Consider the following 14,804-nt stretch of genomic DNA (forward strand, 5'->3'; position numbering starts at 1 on the left):
TTGACGCCCCGCGGGGGTGGACAGAAAACGCGCGCGAGACTAGTGGCTCGCCATGACGAACCAGTCCTCAGAATCCATCCTGATCGTTGATTTCGGCAGCCAAGTGACGCAGCTTATCGCCCGTCGCGTGCGCGAAGCCGGTGTCTATTCCGAGATCGCTCCGTTCAATGCCGCTGAAGAAGCCTTCAAGCGGATGAACCCGGTCGGCGTTATCCTTTCAGGATCGCCCGCGTCGGTGATCGATGCAAATGGCCCGCGCATCCCTGACGTCATTTTAGACAGCGGCCGTCCAATGCTCGGCATTTGCTATGGCCAGCAGTCGCTGATGCATCAGCTTGGCGGCGAAGTCCTGTCGGGCGATTCGGGTGAGTTCGGGCGCGCCTTTATCGAGATCGAAGACGAATGCGCCTTATTCAATGGCCTGTGGAAGGTCGGGGAAACGCATCAAGTCTGGATGAGCCATGGCGACAAGGTGACCAGCCTTGCTCCCGGCTTCCGCCCGGTGGCGTCCAGCCCCGGCGCGCCGTTCGCCGTCATCGCCAACGATGAGAAGCGCATCTACGCGATGCAGTTCCACCCCGAGGTCGTGCACACGCCCGACGGTGGCAAGCTGCTGAAGAACTTCGTGCGCCACGTCTGCGGCCTGTCCGGCGATTGGACGATGGCTGAGTTCCGCAAGACGAAGGTCGCCGAAATCCGTGAGCAGGTCGGTGACCAGCGCGTGATCTGCGGGCTGTCCGGCGGTGTCGATTCGGCGGTGGCGGCGGTTCTGATCCATGAAGCGATCGGCGATCAGCTTACGTGCGTGTTCGTCGATCACGGCCTGATGCGCATGGGCGAGGCGGAGCAGGTAGTGTCGCTGTTCCGTGGCCACTATCACATTCCGCTGGTCCACGTTGACGCCTCGACCCTGTTCCTCAAGGGCCTGGAAGGCGTCACCGATCCGGAAGCCAAGCGCAAGTTCATCGGCAAGACCTTCATCGACGTTTTCGAGGACGAGGCCAAGAAGATCGGCGGTGCGCAATTCCTGGCCCAAGGGACGCTCTACCCCGACGTGATCGAATCGGTCAGCTTCACCGGTGGCCCGTCAGTGACGATCAAGAGCCATCACAACGTCGGCGGCCTGCCCGAACGCATGGACATGAAGCTGGTCGAGCCGCTGCGCGAATTGTTCAAGGACGAAGTGCGCGAACTGGGACGCGAACTGGGCCTGCCCGACATTTTCGTCGGCCGCCATCCGTTTCCCGGACCCGGCCTCGCCATCCGCATTCCTGGCGAAGTCAGTCGCGACCGCTGCGACATTCTGCGCAAGGCGGACGCGATCTATTTGGAAGAAATCCGCAACGCCGGGCTTTACGATGCCATTTGGCAAGCTTTCGCCGTGCTGCTGCCGGTCAAGACCGTAGGCGTCATGGGGGACAGCCGGACGTACGATTCCGTCTGCGGTCTGCGCGCGGTAACTTCGACCGACGGCATGACGGCGGACATCTACCCCTTCGACGCCGCGTTCCTGAGCCGGGTGGCGACCCGCATCATCAACGAGGTCAAGGGCATCAACCGCGTCGTCTACGACTATACGAGCAAGCCGCCCGGCACGATCGAGTGGGAATAATTTCTTCGCCGCCGATCACCGCCGAATCTACGATATTCTCCGACGTAACCCTCTGAAAATTAAATAATTTCCTATCACCATCTATCGCGGTCGATCACTGGGCAAGCGTTCCGGTTTGCAGACTGGATGACGGTAGGTGGAAGTATTGCACAACGCGATTTTCGCAAATACCGTCACGGCAATTGAGGTCGTGACGGTACTTTTTTCGCCGTAAGCATTTGTAATGTTTATGGAATGACCCTCGGCGACCTCTGAAATATGCCTGACGGTATTTTTTGCTCGGAGGCCCTCGTGCTCACAGACACTGCTATTCGATCGCTCAAACCAAAAGAAAAGCCGTACAAGGTGACGGACAGGGATGGGATGTACGTCCTAGTGACTGTAAAGGGCGGAATCTCCTTCCGCTTAGACTACCGATTAAACGGGAGGCGCGAGACTCTTACTCTCGGGAAGTACGGCCCAGATGGGCTTTCATTGGCAAGGGCGCGCGAGAAATGCATAGATGCTCGACGCCTTGTTGCTGAGGGCCAGTCCCCTGCGATCGAGAAGCAACGAGAGAAGCGACGCATCAAGGAAGCCAAGAGCTTTGGCGAGTTTGGCGAAAAGTGGCTCACGGCGGCTCCCATGGCTGATAGCACTAGAGCCATGCGCCGTTCGATCTGGGAGCGGGAACTGCTCCCTGTATGGCGCAACCGCCTGCTGACTGAGATCAGCCCGAACGACCTGCGCGCTCACTGCGGCAAGATCGTCGATCGAGGCGCCCCCGCTACGGCTATCCACGTTCGAGACATCCTGAAGCAGATTTACGGATTTGCGATTCTGCACGGTGAAAAGGTCGCGAACCCCGCTGACGAGGTGGGTCCAGCTTCGATCGCAACCTTCGTTCCGAAGGATCGCTCGCTGTCGCCGAGTGAGATCCGCGTGATGCTCAAGCAATTAGAGCACGTTCCGACGCTGCCGACGATCCGGCTAGGCATGCGGCTGTTTTTGATGACGATGGTCCGCAAGAGTGAGTTGCAGGATGCGGTCTGGGATGAGGTCGATTTCGAAAACGCCGTATGGACGATCCCGAAGGAACGCATGAAGCGGTCCAAGGCCCACAACGTCTATCTGTCGACCCAGGTGCTCGACATCATGGTCGCGTTGAAGACCTGCGCCGGGAACTCAAAGTACCTGCTGCCGTCGCGGTACGACGCCGACGCGCCGATGTCGCGCGCAACTTTTAACCGCGTGACGTATTCGGTCGTTGAGAGGGCGAAGAGCGAGGGGCTTCCGCTCGATCCGTTTACCGTGCACGACTTACGACGCACGGGGTTCACGCTCCTCAATGAGCTGGGATTCAACCGCGACTGGATCGAGAAGTGCCTGGCGCATGAGGATGGCCGGTCATCTCGCGGCGTCTATAACAAGGCGGAGTACGAGCATCAGCGCCGCCATATGATGCAGGAATGGTCGAACCTTATCGAAGCGTGGATAGCGGGCCAGAAGTACACCCCCACGCTCATGCCCAAGGCGATGGGCATGCTCGAACTCGATCCTACTGTTTGACGGGCTTCGCGCGACGCAAGCGAACATCAGGTGTCGGCGCGAGTTTGATGGCCTTGGCGCGGGATGCTGCGCGTCGCGTGTCAAGCCATTGCTCTACCTCGCCGAGATCCCAGACCACGCATCGAGAAGTGAGATAGAAGCGCTGAGGGAACTCACCGCGCTGCTCCATCTCGAAAATGGTGCTGTCGGCCAGAGGTACGATTTCGCGAAGCTGCTGCCGACGAATTGTCCGCCGCGACACGGCAGCGGCAGTGTTCATGCCCATTCAAACCTCCACGTTTCGTGACACGTGGCGACAGAAGGCGATAGATGGCCGGGACGGAACCCCCTGACCATGATGGGGCGGCAATTTCGCATATTCGGCGGCAAATAGGCGGCTGCTCGAGTCATGCCATGGAGCGCGATATGGCTTCGCGCTCCATGTTCCTCGTCGAGGCTCAGCGTTTTATGTAAGCCAACATATCCGCGTTCAGTTCGGCGGCGTGGATGGTGAGCATACCGTGCGGATAGCCCGGATACACCTTCAGCTCGCCATGGCTGAGCAACTTTACCGAAAGCTCTGCCGCGTCCGCGATCGGTACCACCCGATCGTCATCGCCATGCATGACGAGAACCGGCGCCTCGATCCGCTTCAGATCTTCGGTGAAATCGGTCTCGGAGAAGACCGCGATACAGTCGTAGTGCTGCTTGGCCGCACCCTCCATGCCCTGGCGCCACCAGTTGCGAACAATCGCCTCGACCTTGTTCGCGCCGGGACGATTGAAGCCGTAGAAGGGCCCGCTCGCCACATCGAGGTAGAACTGTGCGCGGTTGGCGGCGAGCGCGCGGCGGAAGCCATCGAATACGCCGATCGGCAGACCGCCGGGGTTGGCCTCCGATTGCAACATCACCGGCGGGATCGCTGCCACGATGATCGCCTTTGCGACCCGGCCCGGCTTCGCCCGTGCCACATATCGCGCGGTTTCACCGCCGCCAGTCGAGTGACGGATATGGATCGCATCCTTGAGATCGAGATGATCGGTCAGAGCGGCAACGTCCGCGGCATAGGTGTCCATATTGGCGCCGAGATCGGTCTGCGACGAGCGACCATGGCCTCTGCGGTCGTGCGCGATGACGCGGAATCCCTTCTCGAGGAAGAATAGCATCTGAGCGTCCCACTCGTCCGAGCTGAGCGGCCAGCCATGGTGGAAGACGATAGGCTGGGCGTCGCGCGGCCCCCAATCCTTGTAAAAGATGACGGTGCCATCGGCGACGGTGATCGTGTTCATGGGTCTATTCCTTCGGCTTCTGGGATGTTGAAGATGGGGCAGCTCGGCAGGGTCAGGCCTGTCGCGCCACAATGAACTGGAAGGCACGGTGCGCCGCGACGGCACTCGCCTGAACGCCGGTGAGGATCATCCGAAACTCTTCAGGCGTCATGCGGAGCAAGTGCGGCGCGACGGCGATCGCGAGCGGACCAAGCCTGCGCATACGCTGGGCCACGGTCGAGAGCGGGCGCGACGACCAGACCGGCGATGCGGTAAGGGGAAAGGCCAAAGCGCTCATGGCCGACGTTCCGTGCTCAGCAACACCGGTAAAGCGCCGACAAGAGCGACCCCAAGCAAGATCACCGCGATCATGCCGTCGCCGGTTGCGTCCGCGACCATCGGAAAAAGCAACAGGCCGACCGCGAATAGTAAGTTGATCGCGAAAAGCTGGCGGATGCCCTTACGGCCATCCGTCTTCGTCCGCCATGGATCGACAAGTTCGCGAACCCTCGCGAGTGTGGAAGCGGCAAGATCGGCCGCAAGCGCTCGATCGTGCTCCAGGATGTTCATGCCGTCGCCGTGAATGCGGCGAAGCACTGCATAACGCCGGAGAGCTTCAAGGCGCTCATTCGCTAGTCCCCGCACGGGTTCAATACCGAACATCTTGTGGAGTATCGGATCCAGCTTCCGTTTCGGCCGCACCGAGCTTAGCTTTTCGTTGCGGGATAGGAACACGACTTGTTTTTCAAGCTGCGCCAGCTCCGCCGGCGTTGCACGGGTCGGCGCGATGGTGGCGCCCAAGCCATATTCCAAATCTAGATACGCCACAGTCGGCCTCCTTCGCGAACCTGATCGCGAGGGGCGATCTCGTTCTTGTTGAAAGGAATTTGGCGCAGGCTCGGGGAGGCCACTAGACAGCGAGATTGCGTTCCGGTGTCTCTGAAAATGGAACACCCAGCGAGCCTACATTGCCGATCGAGGGCTCGTACTGGCGCTGAAGGCAAAACGAACGACGACGGACCCGATGCCGAGACATTGCCGGCGTCGGGTACGTCGCTGGTAGATCGGCAGGCGCCTGAAGGTGGCGATCATTAACAGGAAAAAGCGGTCGGGGACGTGCGGCTCGCAGGAGCGCGCGCGGAACCGCCGACCGCCTAGTTGGGCGTTATTCCGCCATGCGGAGGAAGGGCGTGTAGAAGGTCACGTCATAACCCTCGACAGACGCGCGCAGCGCCGGATCGGCGTGGGTCCACACATCGGCCCGCATGTCGCCGATCGCGAGCATCGCGGCAACATTGTCGCCCATGTTGTGGAGATGCTCGAGTCGTCCTTCCGCGCTGGTGAACTCCTCGTAGAAAACCGCCTCGGATCCATCGTCGTTCACGAAGATGTCGAGGCGGACGGTGTTCGTATCCTTCTCGCGCGTCAGCCGGATCATGTCCTCGGCGATGCCCTTGAACGCGTCGCCTTTGCCGGGGTGAATGGCAAAGCGAACCACGGCCTGGAAGCGGTTCATGCCTGAACTCCTTCCTGGCTCTCCTTCAGGGTCGGGAAGTCGGTATATCCCGCTTCTGGCCCCTCCGGCTGATGTCCGAAAAAGACTTTATGGTCGGCCGTGTTAAGCGGCGCATCCAACACTATCCGTTCGATGAAATCCGGGTTAGCGAGGATGTGTGCGCCATAGGATTCAAGGTCGGCGAGCCCTGAGGCGATATCCTTCCCGATGTCCTCGCGGGGCCGCGCAGAGCGGTTGAGAATGATCGCCTGATGCCAGATCCTGCGGAAGTCGTGCAGGATGTCATCTTCGCCGTGATGGTTGATGTGAATGTATCCGAGGCCGAGCTTGTCCAGCTCGCCGACCAGATAGCGGAACAGGTCCGGGCCTTCCGGGCCCACGTCGAGGCCAAAGCCGGTGAAACCCGGCGAGAGCCGGATGCCGGTCCGCTCGGGGCCGATTTCGGTGATGATCGCCTGCGCGACCTCGATCGCGAAGCGGGCGCGGTTCTCGATCGATCCGCCATATCGGTCGGTGCGCTGGTTTGCACTCGCCGCAAGGAACTGGTGGACCAGATAGGCGATGCCGTGGATCTCGACGCCATCGGCGCCGGACTCGATCGCCTTGCGCGCCGAATAGGCATAATCCTTGACCGTCGCTGCCACCTCATCGGTAGTGAGGGCGCGAGGGACCGGGATGTCTTTCATGCCGTCCAACGTGTAGATCTGCTCACTCGGCGCGATCGCGGACGGGGCGACGCCCTGCCGATGGTGCGGCGTGTTGTCGGGATGCGACATGCGGCCCGCGTGCATGAGCTGGTAAAAGACGTGACCGCCCTTCGCGTGGATCGCGTCATTGACCTCGCGCCAGCCAGCGACATGGGCATCGGTGTAGATGCCAGGCGTCAGGGGGTAGCCCTGCCCATCGTCGGACGGTTGCGTTCCCTCGGTGATGGTAAGGCCGACGCTTGCCCGCTGCCCGTAATATTCGGCCGCCAGCGGGCCGGGCGTGCCGTCTTCGTTCGCACGAGCGCGGGTCATCGGCGCCATCACGAAGCGGTTCTGCAGCTCGATCTTCCCGAGCGTAAAGGGTGAATGGATATCGGTCATTGGGCGGCTCCGTCATGCTGTTGTCGTGAGTGAACCAAAGGCTCAGCGTCTCCTCCAAGGGAGGGAGGGGTCTGGGTGTGCCGCGCCGCAGCTACGATCACGGCACACCGGCCCTGGGTGCGACCCGAAGGGCCAGAAGCCCGCGCAGATGACCTAGCCGTCTGCGCGGGCTCCTTCAGAAGGGTAGAGCGCCGTCGATCTTCACGAGATCATGGGCGATGAGCGGACCGCCGGGGGACTGAAACAGGCGGCTGCCATGCTCGACATCGCCCAGGTCGAGACCGAAGAAACCGAGCTGATCGATCAGATCCGCTACCTCTGCCTTCGCGCCCTCGTCATCGCCTGCGTAGAAGAGCACCCGCCGTCCGCCATCGGCATCGGGGGCCTTCTCCAGATTCATGAAATAATGGTGGTTGAACGCCTTTACCACGCGGGCGCCGGGTGCCCACTCTTGGACAATCGAAGTAGATGCCCGGCCGGCGATGTCGATCGGCGGCAGCGGCGGCTTTTGCATGTTGTTGTTGGTGTCGATCAGGATGCGGCCGTTCCAGTCGAGCCCGGCAAGCGCGCCCTGCACCTTGGGCCAGTTCACAGACACGAATACGATGTCCTTGGCGGCCGCTTCCTCACGGGTGCCGGCAGTGATGGACGGACCAGCTTTCTCGACCAGCTCGGTGAGTGTTTCCGGGCCACGGCTGTTGGCGATGGTTGCGGCGATACCCTTGGCGCCGAGCCGCTTAGCGATGGCGCCGCCGATCATTCCGGTGCCAATGATTCCGATGGAAGGCATGTGTCGTCTCCAATTCATTTGCGACAGGGGGGCAGCCAGGACCGGGGGCGGGCCCTGGCTGCGGGTGTGGCTGAGTCGGGGGAAACCTAGCGACGGGGAGGTCGTTGGGTTCAGCCGCGATAGATCGGGGTCGAGCCGGACGAGCGCTGGCGATTGCCGAGCGAGAAAAGCTGTTCCTTAAGCATCTGAATGTTGCGCTCGCCCGTCACCAGCCCTTCGGCCGATGCGTGGACCGAGTAATATCCAAGGTGCAGGTCGTGGGGGGAGGGAATGGCCGAGCCGAGCACGAAGGTCGCGCCGTCCGGACCGCCATGGAGCGCGATCGTGCCATCGTCTTCGGAGAAGATGAGCAACTCGCCGTTGGAGGCCGAAGCGGGGCCGGTAAGGCTGCCCTTGGACAGCGCGAGCCAGCCGACGGTGTGGCGAGCGGGCGGGGTGTAGTCCCAGCGCTGGCCGGGTGCGAGGGTGACGAGCAGGTAGTTGACGCCTGCCGGAGCCCTGACGGGGCTGGTGACGCCGCCATGCGTGCCGACGATGACATAGGCCGGCCCGACCTGGTGCATGTCGGACGCCTCGACATATTGACTGTCAACCGAAGCAAGCTCCAGCTCGGCCGGCAGCGACAACCAGAGCTGGAAGCCGTGGATGCTGTCGGACTTGCCGGACGACAGTTCCTTGCCGTGCCACACGCCGCCGCCAGCGCGCATCCATTCAACGCCGCCATAGCCGATATAGCCCGAGCCGGCCTCGGGATCGTCGAAATGCACGTCGCCGCGCGTGAAGACGGTGACGGTGCCAATCCCGGAGTGCGGGTGCATCCCGCCTGCGGCCGCAAATTCGCTCATGACGCCGCCGAAGCTGTCGAGGAAGACGAACGGCTTGAGCTGTTCGCCGAGATCGCTCGGGCTCATGAGGCGGAACACCTCGCCGTGGCCCCGGCCACGGGTGCGGTAGATGACATCGCGGCCAGCGGCGGCGGGGGTGGCGGTGCTCTTTGCGGCGCGGGTGATGCTGATGGTGGACACAAGTTTTCTCCTTCGGGGAGCCGCTGTCGGCTACCCGTCACGATGTTGCGGTGAGGATCGCGATGGGGCGGTTAGGCCACTTCGCTACGGGCGGCCGTCTCGGCGCGTGCCGCCATGAGGGCCTTGGACCACCAGACCAGCTCGTCGAGCGCGGTCGTCGCGGACGGGATCAGATTCTGTTCGATCGTCTCGATCGGCTGATTGCCGGCGGCCGGGAAGATCGTGAAGAAGTCGCGGCCGCCGATGTGGACGGCCGCATGGGTCGAGACCATGTGCATCTCGATGCCGATCAGGCGCAGATGCTCGATGGCGCGGGCAGCGCCGACACCGCCATAGCCGATCGCAGTGAAGGGCTTGTGGCTCCACTCCTTGTAGGCGTGGTCGAGCGCGTTCTTGAGCGCGCCGGTGAGCGAGTGGTTATATTCGGCGACGACGAAGATGAAGCCATCGAAGCGAGCAAGCGTCTCCTGCCAACGGACCGCTTGCTGGCTCTGGCTCGGGACCCAAGCGCTCGACGCAACCTCGTCGAAGAAAGGCAGGTTGAAGTCGCGCAGGTCGAGCAGCTCCACGTCCAGATCCTCGCGGTCCTGAGCCTGCTTGAGCATCCATTGGGCGGGCACGTCGGCGAAGCGCGCGGCGCGCGTCGAACCGATGATGAGGGCGATCTTGGGCTTGGCGGTGGTCGACATAGGATTTTCCTTCGCTTCGTGGGGAGAGTGCCGGGGCAATCTCAGTCTTGCTGAAGCCAATCTGGCGCAGCCAAAGGGCCTCCACTAGCCAGCCAGATTGTTCTGCGGGGTCGCATTTCGAGGAACACTTCGTTGCGGTGGCGGGCGTCTGAACGAAGCAAAGCCGGGCGCACCGTTTGGTGTGCCCGGCTTGAAGCGCCGTTCGGGGGAGCTAATTACTAGGCGGTGGCGAGCCGGCCGGTGGGAATGCGGCGGTTGCTCAGATACTCGTCCAAGCTGTACGCGCCGGCGCCGAAACCGGCGATCTGGAGCAGGCCACCCGTCATCATCACGTTCTTGAAGAAGTGGACGAAGGTGTTCTGGTCGGCGAGATTGCTGTGGAAATAGAAGGCCGTGACCATCGAGAAGACGGCGAGCAGGGAGGCGACCGGGCGAACTTTGTAGCCGGCGACCAGCAGAGCACCACCGACGATTTCGAGCGTCACCGCGCCGAGAAACGAAAGTGGCGGAAGAGGCAGGCCGACCGCTTTTATCATGGCGACAGTCGCGCCGTAGGTCGTGGCCTTGCCGAGACCAAATAGAATGAACGGAAGACCGATCAGAAGCCGACCGGCGAACGGGGCGTAACGAGCGTTATTCATGGGACATCTCCAGTGTTGCAGCAGGATGACGGGCCATCCGCTTGGGTTGGAAATGATCCAATCCAGCGCTCGCCACTAGACATCGAAGATGCTACCCGGTGTCGCGGATTAAGGAACACCCGGCGATGGAAAGTGTACCGTTACCGCCGGCGGGGAGTAGGGCGTGGAAATTGAGGATCTAAGGATGTTCGTCGAGGTAGCCGACGCCGGCGGGATCAACTCCGCGGCGCGCCGGCTCGGGCTGGCAAAATCCATCGTGAGCCGTCGGCTGCTACGGCTAGAACAGGAGTTGGGTGCCGAGCTTCTCGCCCGCACGACGCGCGGCGCGGTCCTGACCGAAGCGGGTATCGCGTTCCGCGATCAGGCGGCGGACATCTGCTCCAAGATCGACGCGGCGCGCGAGGAAATGTCGCCCAACGGCGACATCCGAGGCTTGCTCCGGATCGCGGGGCCGGCGTCCGTCGGCACGTTCTTCGCGCCGGCCCTGGCCGACTTTGCGCGCAGGCATCCTGCGCTCAATGTTCACACCCGTTTCTCTGACCAATATGTCGACCTCGCTGCCGAAGGCTTCGATTGCGCGATCCGCGTCGGCTACATGCCGGATTCCAATCTCATCGCCCGCAAGATCGGCTCGCTGCCGATGCGGCTCTATGCGAGCCCTGAATATATCGCGGAGCATGGCGCGCCCGAATATCCCGGCGATATTTTGAAGCACTCGGCTGTAACGGCCGGCACCGCCAGTTGGGTGTTCAGCGATGGCGACCAGAGTTTTACGGTGCATCCGCAGGGACGCTTTAAGGCGGACAACGCGTATGTCCTCGCCGAAGCGGCTGCAGCCGGCCTCGGTGTCATGGCGATGGGTGAGATGATCGCCGGTCCTTATGTCGACGCGGGCAAGCTCGTACCCATCATGACGGGATTCACGCTGCCCGACGTCGGCATATTCGTCGTGCGGCCGCCAAGCCAGCACGTACCTCGGAAGGTTCGGGTACTGATCGATCTCCTGACGGAGAAGTTTTCCGGCGTCCGTTGCTGAGCGGACGCCGCGAGCCCGGCCTTCTCAATCAAAGTCGGTCGAGCTGCTCAAATCAAGCCATTTCGCCAATTCGGCGAGCCTAGCGCGGTCAGATGCCTCGATCGCGCCTACAGCGTCCGTTCCGAGCGGCAATCGTAGGGGCGGTTCGTCCATCGCAGCCAACTTCATGATCGCGGCAGCGCCCTTGCGGGGGTCGCCCGGCTGCTTGCCGTCATAGGCTCGCTGCATACGGGCCGTATTGCCGACAACGGCGTCATACTCCGGGCGGCCTTCGTCGATCCGCGTCGACGCCCCGGCAAAGTCCGTGCGAAACCCGCCTGGCTCGACGATCGTCACGCGCACGCCGATCAGCGCCATCTCTTTCGCGAGCGCTTCAGAGAAGCCCTCCACGCCCCATTTCGCGGCGGAATATGGCGCACGACCAGGTGCGCCAAGTCGGCCGCCGACCGACGAGAATTGGATGATGTGGCCCCGGGCCTGCTTGCGCATCACCGGTATGGCGGCCTTGGTCACGATGATCGTGCCGAACAGATTGGTCTCGATCTGCTGACGAAACGCGCGGAGCGGTGTGTCTTCGACCGACCCGACATCGCCATAGCCGGCGTTGTTGACCAGGATATCGAGTCCGCCGAACTGATCGACGGCCAAGGCAATGGCAGCTTCCGCCTGAGCCTCATCCGTTACGTCGAGAGGGACGGTCACGAGGGCGCCGGGGCGGCCTTCGCCGATTCCCTGCAGCGATGCCGGATCTCGCGTGGTCGCGACAAGGTTGTGGCCGGCGTCCAGCACGGTTTCGGCCAGCGCGCGGCCGAAGCCCCGTGAGCTGCCTGTGATGAGCCAGGTGTTCTTACGCATAGACAATCCTAAGGTAGGCGCCGTCCCACGCGGGTCGGACGCTATTGGTTTCGAATGTAGGCGGCGCGGCGCTGCGCTAATTCAGCAGCCGGTTTTCGCGCAGCCGGGAGACAGCCAGATCGACGAACGCGCGAACCTTGGCTGGGGCGTGACGACCTTCCGGGTAGAGGACATGGATGGGGAGCGGAGGCTCCTCAAAGTCCGCCAAAACGATCTGAAGATCGCCAGCGATGAGCGCCGGGCCGATTTGATAATGAACGACCCGAGTCAGCCCCCAGCCTTCAGTCGCAGTGGCGATCGCGGCCTCGTTGGTGTTGCATTGAAGGGTCGCGTCGATCGTCACCCGCTGGTCGCCTGCAAATCGCCATTCGGGCGACGCCCAAGCGCTGGTTGAGGCTGCAACGCGGTGACCTTTCAGGTCTGCGGGCGTGGAAGGGACCCCATGTTTCTCGAAATAGGCGGGCGAGCCGCAGATCACCCGTCGCACCGAACCGACCTTGATCGCAGTGAAGCCGGAATCCGGTAGGTGCCCGATGCGGACCGCCACATCGACCCCTTCCTCAACGATGTTGACGGGGCGGTCGACGAAAAACGTCCTGCCGCTCATCGTGGGATAGGTATCGAGATATTCAGTCATGACCGGGAGCACATACATTTGGCCGAACATCGCCGACGCGGTGACGGCGAGCGTGCCTGCGGGCGTCGCATAGGAACCGCCTGCGGCGGCCTCGGCCTCGGCAATATCGGCGAGGATACGCCGGCAGTCGTCGAAGTAGCGTGTGCCAGCCTCGGTCATCTTTACCGATCGGGTGGTGCGGACGAACAGGCGTGCGCCGATCAGCTCCTCGAGCGATGCCACGGCGCGGGTCACGGCCGGCGCGCTCATGTGCATGAGACGCGCCGTTTCAGCGAAGCTCTCCGTTTCTGCGACCTTCGCGAAGATCCGCATCGCCTGCCATCGATCCATCCGTAACCTCTTCTCGCACTGTATCTCAGATCATCCGCATCAGGGTCGCCGCATCATCGGCCAGTCCTTCCCGCAGAATGTGACCGTAATAATCGGAATCCTGACCGTTCAACCGCAGCCTGTCGAGCAGTCCTGCAAAGGTAGGCGGAATGGACCGCAGTAAAGGGAACGGAGCCGATTGGGGCGGGAGCGTCATCGCAGCACTAGCCATGACCGTTCGCCTTCCTATCGGAAGCATGAGCTGCCGCGATGCCTTCTATTTCCCGACAAGCCTCGTCATCGAAGCCGGCACGGATCGCGCGTGCTCGGACGTCGCGGTAGTCGTTGCTCTGGACGGCAAGGGCCAGCTCAAGGGCTCTGGCACCGCGCACATCGAAGCTCCGCCCGGCGCGCGCGGCGTCGATCTCCGCCCCGCACATGCCGATCCGTGCGGCCGCGTCGTCCTGCTGGCGGATCAGGGCGGGAGCGCCCCGATCCCCTACCAGGGCCATCTCGATCGACAGGCGCGTTCGCGGGTCGAGCTTAGAGATTTGCATGGTCAAATCCTCGGGGTTGGTGCGCCCGATGGCGCGGCCGGCTAAAAGCCGAAATCGCTGAGACCGGGATGGTCGTCGGGGCGCCGGCCGAGCGGCCAGCGGAACTTGCGATCTTCCTCGCGGATCGGATGCTCGTTGATGCTGGCGTGGCGGTGCGCCATCAGGCCGTCTTCGGCGAACTCCCAATTCTCGTTGCCATACGCACGGAACCACTGGCCGCTGTCGTCGCGATACTCATAGGCATAGCGGACAGCGATCCGATTGCCGGTGAAGGCCCACAGCTCCTTGATGAGCCGGTATTCCAGCTCCTTGTTCCACTTGCGGGTAAGAAACGCCTGCGCTTCCTCGCGGTTGGTCGCAAACTCCGCACGGTTACGCCAGCGCGTATCGACGGTGTAGGCGAGCGCGACCTTGGCCGGATCGCGGCTGTTCCAGCCATCCTCGGCCAGGCGCACCTTCTCGATTGCGCTCTCACGGGTGAAGGGGGGAAGGGGCGGACGGCTCATGCGGATCTCCTGTGACGTGATGGCGAGGAAAGGGGTGGGCGGGCGGCCGGGGAGGGGCTGTTGGCCGCCCGCCGCTACGTCAGGCTGCCAGGCGATCGACCCGGGGGAAGTCGATCTCGGTGCCAAGCGCCTCGTTGACGTAGTTGGTGAAGGTGTTGAGCGCGACATGCGCGATGATTTCGAGAATTTCGGCGTCGGAGTAGCCGGCGGCACGGACCTTCTCGACCTCGGCCGGGGCGACCGAACCGCGTGCAGCGGTGAGCGCCTGGGCAAAGGCGACGGCTACGGCGGCCTTGGGATCGCTCGATGTGCCGGCACGGGCGGCAGCGATTTCGGCGTCGTCGAGCTTGGCGAAGCGCGCGCCGGTGTAGGTGTGGGCCGACAGGCAATAATCGCAGCCATTCGCTTGCGCCATCGTCAGCGCCAGACGCTCGCGCGTCGCGACGGACAGCTTGCCCTTCCCTAGTGCCCCCTGGAGCCCGGCGAGGGCATTGAGCGCGACCGGGCTTGTGGAGACGAGCCGGAAGATATTGGGCACGGTGCCGAGCTGCTTCTGGATAGCTTCGAGGATCGGGCGCGATGCCTCGGGAGCGTCGTCGATCGTGGCGGGGGTGGGGATTACGGACATGGTATTCAACTCCTTGTGGGCTTGCACCGTGCAAGCCTGATGAGAGGAAGATGGCGGGTCACGGGGCGCGACTGAATGTCGAAAAGCCGGAAGGGATTGTTCCACTTGATGGAGGCAAAA

At 62.6% G+C, this 14,804-nt stretch carries 19 protein-coding genes; 4 read left to right on the forward strand and 15 right to left on the reverse strand.

The features are described from left to right. Positions 1-52: 52 nt before the first annotated feature. Entirely contained in the window at positions 53-1,612 is a 1,560-nt protein-coding gene (gene guaA, locus ACZ1JM_RS15190; RefSeq protein ID WP_465133211.1) for a glutamine-hydrolyzing GMP synthase, read from the forward strand. A gap of 258 nt (positions 1,613-1,870) precedes the next feature. Then, entirely contained in the window at positions 1,871-3,160 is a 1,290-nt protein-coding gene (locus ACZ1JM_RS15195) for a tyrosine-type recombinase/integrase (protein ID WP_465133212.1), read from the forward strand. Here ACZ1JM_RS15195 and ACZ1JM_RS15200 read toward each other — a convergent pair. The 10 genes from ACZ1JM_RS15200 to ACZ1JM_RS15245 all read right to left on the reverse strand — a co-directional run bounded on the left by ACZ1JM_RS15200 (position 3,150) and on the right by ACZ1JM_RS15245 (position 10,156). Continuing rightward, entirely contained in the window at positions 3,150-3,425 is a 276-nt protein-coding gene (locus ACZ1JM_RS15200; RefSeq protein ID WP_465133213.1) for a helix-turn-helix transcriptional regulator, read from the reverse strand. The two genes, ACZ1JM_RS15195 and ACZ1JM_RS15200, sit on opposite strands and share 11 nt — an antisense overlap. Positions 3,426-3,597: 172 nt before the next feature. Beyond that, positions 3,598-4,428: an alpha/beta fold hydrolase gene (locus tag ACZ1JM_RS15205; RefSeq protein ID WP_465133214.1), complete on the reverse strand. Its 831-nt coding sequence runs from the start codon at positions 4,426-4,428 to the stop codon at positions 3,598-3,600. A gap of 52 nt (positions 4,429-4,480) precedes the next feature. Next, positions 4,481-4,705 carry a hypothetical protein gene (locus ACZ1JM_RS15210; protein ID WP_465133215.1) on the reverse strand — a complete coding sequence of 75 codons (225 nt, stop codon included), beginning with the start codon at positions 4,703-4,705 and terminating at the stop codon, positions 4,481-4,483. Then, on the reverse strand, positions 4,702-5,235 hold the full coding sequence (locus ACZ1JM_RS15215; protein WP_465133216.1) for a hypothetical protein: 534 nt from the start codon (positions 5,233-5,235) through the stop codon (positions 4,702-4,704). The genes ACZ1JM_RS15210 and ACZ1JM_RS15215 overlap by 4 nt, the downstream gene beginning before the upstream one ends. 337 nt (positions 5,236-5,572) lie before the next feature. Next, positions 5,573-5,923 (reverse strand): putative quinol monooxygenase, encoded by a 351-nt coding sequence (locus ACZ1JM_RS15220; protein ID WP_465133217.1) that lies wholly within the window; start codon positions 5,921-5,923, stop codon positions 5,573-5,575. Then, positions 5,920-7,011: an alkene reductase gene (locus tag ACZ1JM_RS15225; protein WP_465133218.1), complete on the reverse strand. Its 1,092-nt coding sequence runs from the start codon at positions 7,009-7,011 to the stop codon at positions 5,920-5,922. The genes ACZ1JM_RS15220 and ACZ1JM_RS15225 overlap by 4 nt, the downstream gene beginning before the upstream one ends. 175 nt (positions 7,012-7,186) lie before the next feature. Then, positions 7,187-7,801 (reverse strand): NADPH-dependent F420 reductase, encoded by a 615-nt coding sequence (locus tag ACZ1JM_RS15230; protein ID WP_465133219.1) that lies wholly within the window; start codon positions 7,799-7,801, stop codon positions 7,187-7,189. 110 nt (positions 7,802-7,911) lie between these two features. Beyond that, positions 7,912-8,826, reverse strand: coding sequence for a pirin family protein (locus tag ACZ1JM_RS15235; protein ID WP_465133220.1), 915 nt, complete (start codon positions 8,824-8,826; stop codon positions 7,912-7,914). Between the two features lie 71 nt (positions 8,827-8,897). Continuing rightward, entirely contained in the window at positions 8,898-9,515 is a 618-nt protein-coding gene (locus tag ACZ1JM_RS15240; protein ID WP_465133221.1) for an NADPH-dependent FMN reductase, read from the reverse strand. Positions 9,516-9,733: 218 nt separating this feature from the next. After that, entirely contained in the window at positions 9,734-10,156 is a 423-nt protein-coding gene (locus ACZ1JM_RS15245) for a DoxX family protein (protein WP_465133222.1), read from the reverse strand. A 163-nt stretch (positions 10,157-10,319) separates the two neighbouring features. Between ACZ1JM_RS15245 and ACZ1JM_RS15250 the strand changes: the two genes are divergently transcribed. Continuing rightward, entirely contained in the window at positions 10,320-11,192 is an 873-nt protein-coding gene (locus ACZ1JM_RS15250; protein ID WP_465133223.1) for a LysR family transcriptional regulator, read from the forward strand. 24 nt (positions 11,193-11,216) lie between these two features. On the opposite strand, the gene ACZ1JM_RS15255 is transcribed toward ACZ1JM_RS15250, so the two are convergent. From ACZ1JM_RS15255 to ACZ1JM_RS15265, 3 genes are all read right to left on the reverse strand, one after another. Beyond that, the gene (locus tag ACZ1JM_RS15255; RefSeq protein ID WP_465133224.1) at positions 11,217-12,047 is read right to left on the reverse strand and encodes an oxidoreductase; all 831 of its coding nucleotides are present in this window, start codon (positions 12,045-12,047) and stop codon (positions 11,217-11,219) included. A 76-nt stretch (positions 12,048-12,123) separates the two neighbouring features. After that, entirely contained in the window at positions 12,124-13,014 is an 891-nt protein-coding gene (locus ACZ1JM_RS15260; protein WP_465133225.1) for a LysR family transcriptional regulator, read from the reverse strand. Positions 13,015-13,039: 25 nt separating this feature from the next. Beyond that, positions 13,040-13,225: a hypothetical protein gene (locus ACZ1JM_RS15265; RefSeq protein ID WP_465133226.1), complete on the reverse strand. Its 186-nt coding sequence runs from the start codon at positions 13,223-13,225 to the stop codon at positions 13,040-13,042. Here ACZ1JM_RS15265 and ACZ1JM_RS15270 point away from each other — a divergent pair. Further along, positions 13,224-13,595, forward strand: coding sequence for a hypothetical protein (locus tag ACZ1JM_RS15270; protein WP_465133227.1), 372 nt, complete (start codon positions 13,224-13,226; stop codon positions 13,593-13,595). The genes ACZ1JM_RS15265 and ACZ1JM_RS15270 overlap by 2 nt on opposite strands. On the opposite strand, the gene ACZ1JM_RS15275 is transcribed toward ACZ1JM_RS15270, so the two are convergent. Both ACZ1JM_RS15275 and ACZ1JM_RS15280 read right to left on the reverse strand, forming a co-directional pair. After that, on the reverse strand, positions 13,592-14,056 hold the full coding sequence (locus tag ACZ1JM_RS15275) for a nuclear transport factor 2 family protein (protein ID WP_157220967.1): 465 nt from the start codon (positions 14,054-14,056) through the stop codon (positions 13,592-13,594). The two genes, ACZ1JM_RS15270 and ACZ1JM_RS15275, sit on opposite strands and share 4 nt — an antisense overlap. Before the next feature lie 79 nt (positions 14,057-14,135). Continuing rightward, on the reverse strand, positions 14,136-14,684 hold the full coding sequence (locus ACZ1JM_RS15280; protein ID WP_465133228.1) for a carboxymuconolactone decarboxylase family protein: 549 nt from the start codon (positions 14,682-14,684) through the stop codon (positions 14,136-14,138). Positions 14,685-14,804 lie beyond the last annotated feature (120 nt).

The organism is Novosphingobium sp. BL-S-24 (assembly GCF_055521575.1).

Bases quoted from the DNA above. Each gene is read 5' to 3' on its own strand.
- guaA (WP_465133211.1), top strand. From the start codon at position 53: ATGACGAACCAGTCCTCAGAATCCATCCTGATCGTTGATTTCGGCAGC.
- ACZ1JM_RS15195 (WP_465133212.1), top strand. From the start codon at position 1,871: ATGCCTGACGGTATTTTTTGCTCGGAGGCCCTCGTGCTCACAGACACT.
- ACZ1JM_RS15200 (WP_465133213.1), bottom strand. From the start codon at position 3,425: ATGGGCATGAACACTGCCGCTGCCGTGTCGCGGCGGACAATTCGTCGG.
- ACZ1JM_RS15205 (WP_465133214.1), bottom strand. From the start codon at position 4,428: ATGAACACGATCACCGTCGCCGATGGCACCGTCATCTTTTACAAGGAT.
- ACZ1JM_RS15210 (WP_465133215.1), bottom strand. From the start codon at position 4,705: ATGAGCGCTTTGGCCTTTCCCCTTACCGCATCGCCGGTCTGGTCGTCG.
- ACZ1JM_RS15220 (WP_465133217.1), bottom strand. From the start codon at position 5,923: ATGAACCGCTTCCAGGCCGTGGTTCGCTTTGCCATTCACCCCGGCAAA.
- ACZ1JM_RS15225 (WP_465133218.1), bottom strand. From the start codon at position 7,011: ATGACCGATATCCATTCACCCTTTACGCTCGGGAAGATCGAGCTGCAG.
- ACZ1JM_RS15230 (WP_465133219.1), bottom strand. From the start codon at position 7,801: ATGCCTTCCATCGGAATCATTGGCACCGGAATGATCGGCGGCGCCATC.
- ACZ1JM_RS15240 (WP_465133221.1), bottom strand. From the start codon at position 9,515: ATGTCGACCACCGCCAAGCCCAAGATCGCCCTCATCATCGGTTCGACG.
- ACZ1JM_RS15245 (WP_465133222.1), bottom strand. From the start codon at position 10,156: ATGAATAACGCTCGTTACGCCCCGTTCGCCGGTCGGCTTCTGATCGGT.
- ACZ1JM_RS15255 (WP_465133224.1), bottom strand. From the start codon at position 12,047: ATGCGTAAGAACACCTGGCTCATCACAGGCAGCTCACGGGGCTTCGGC.
- ACZ1JM_RS15260 (WP_465133225.1), bottom strand. From the start codon at position 13,014: ATGGATCGATGGCAGGCGATGCGGATCTTCGCGAAGGTCGCAGAAACG.
- ACZ1JM_RS15270 (WP_465133227.1), top strand. From the start codon at position 13,224: ATGACCGTTCGCCTTCCTATCGGAAGCATGAGCTGCCGCGATGCCTTC.
- ACZ1JM_RS15265 (WP_465133226.1), bottom strand. From the start codon at position 13,225: ATGGCTAGTGCTGCGATGACGCTCCCGCCCCAATCGGCTCCGTTCCCT.
- ACZ1JM_RS15275 (WP_157220967.1), bottom strand. From the start codon at position 14,056: ATGAGCCGTCCGCCCCTTCCCCCCTTCACCCGTGAGAGCGCAATCGAG.
- ACZ1JM_RS15280 (WP_465133228.1), bottom strand. From the start codon at position 14,684: ATGTCCGTAATCCCCACCCCCGCCACGATCGACGACGCTCCCGAGGCA.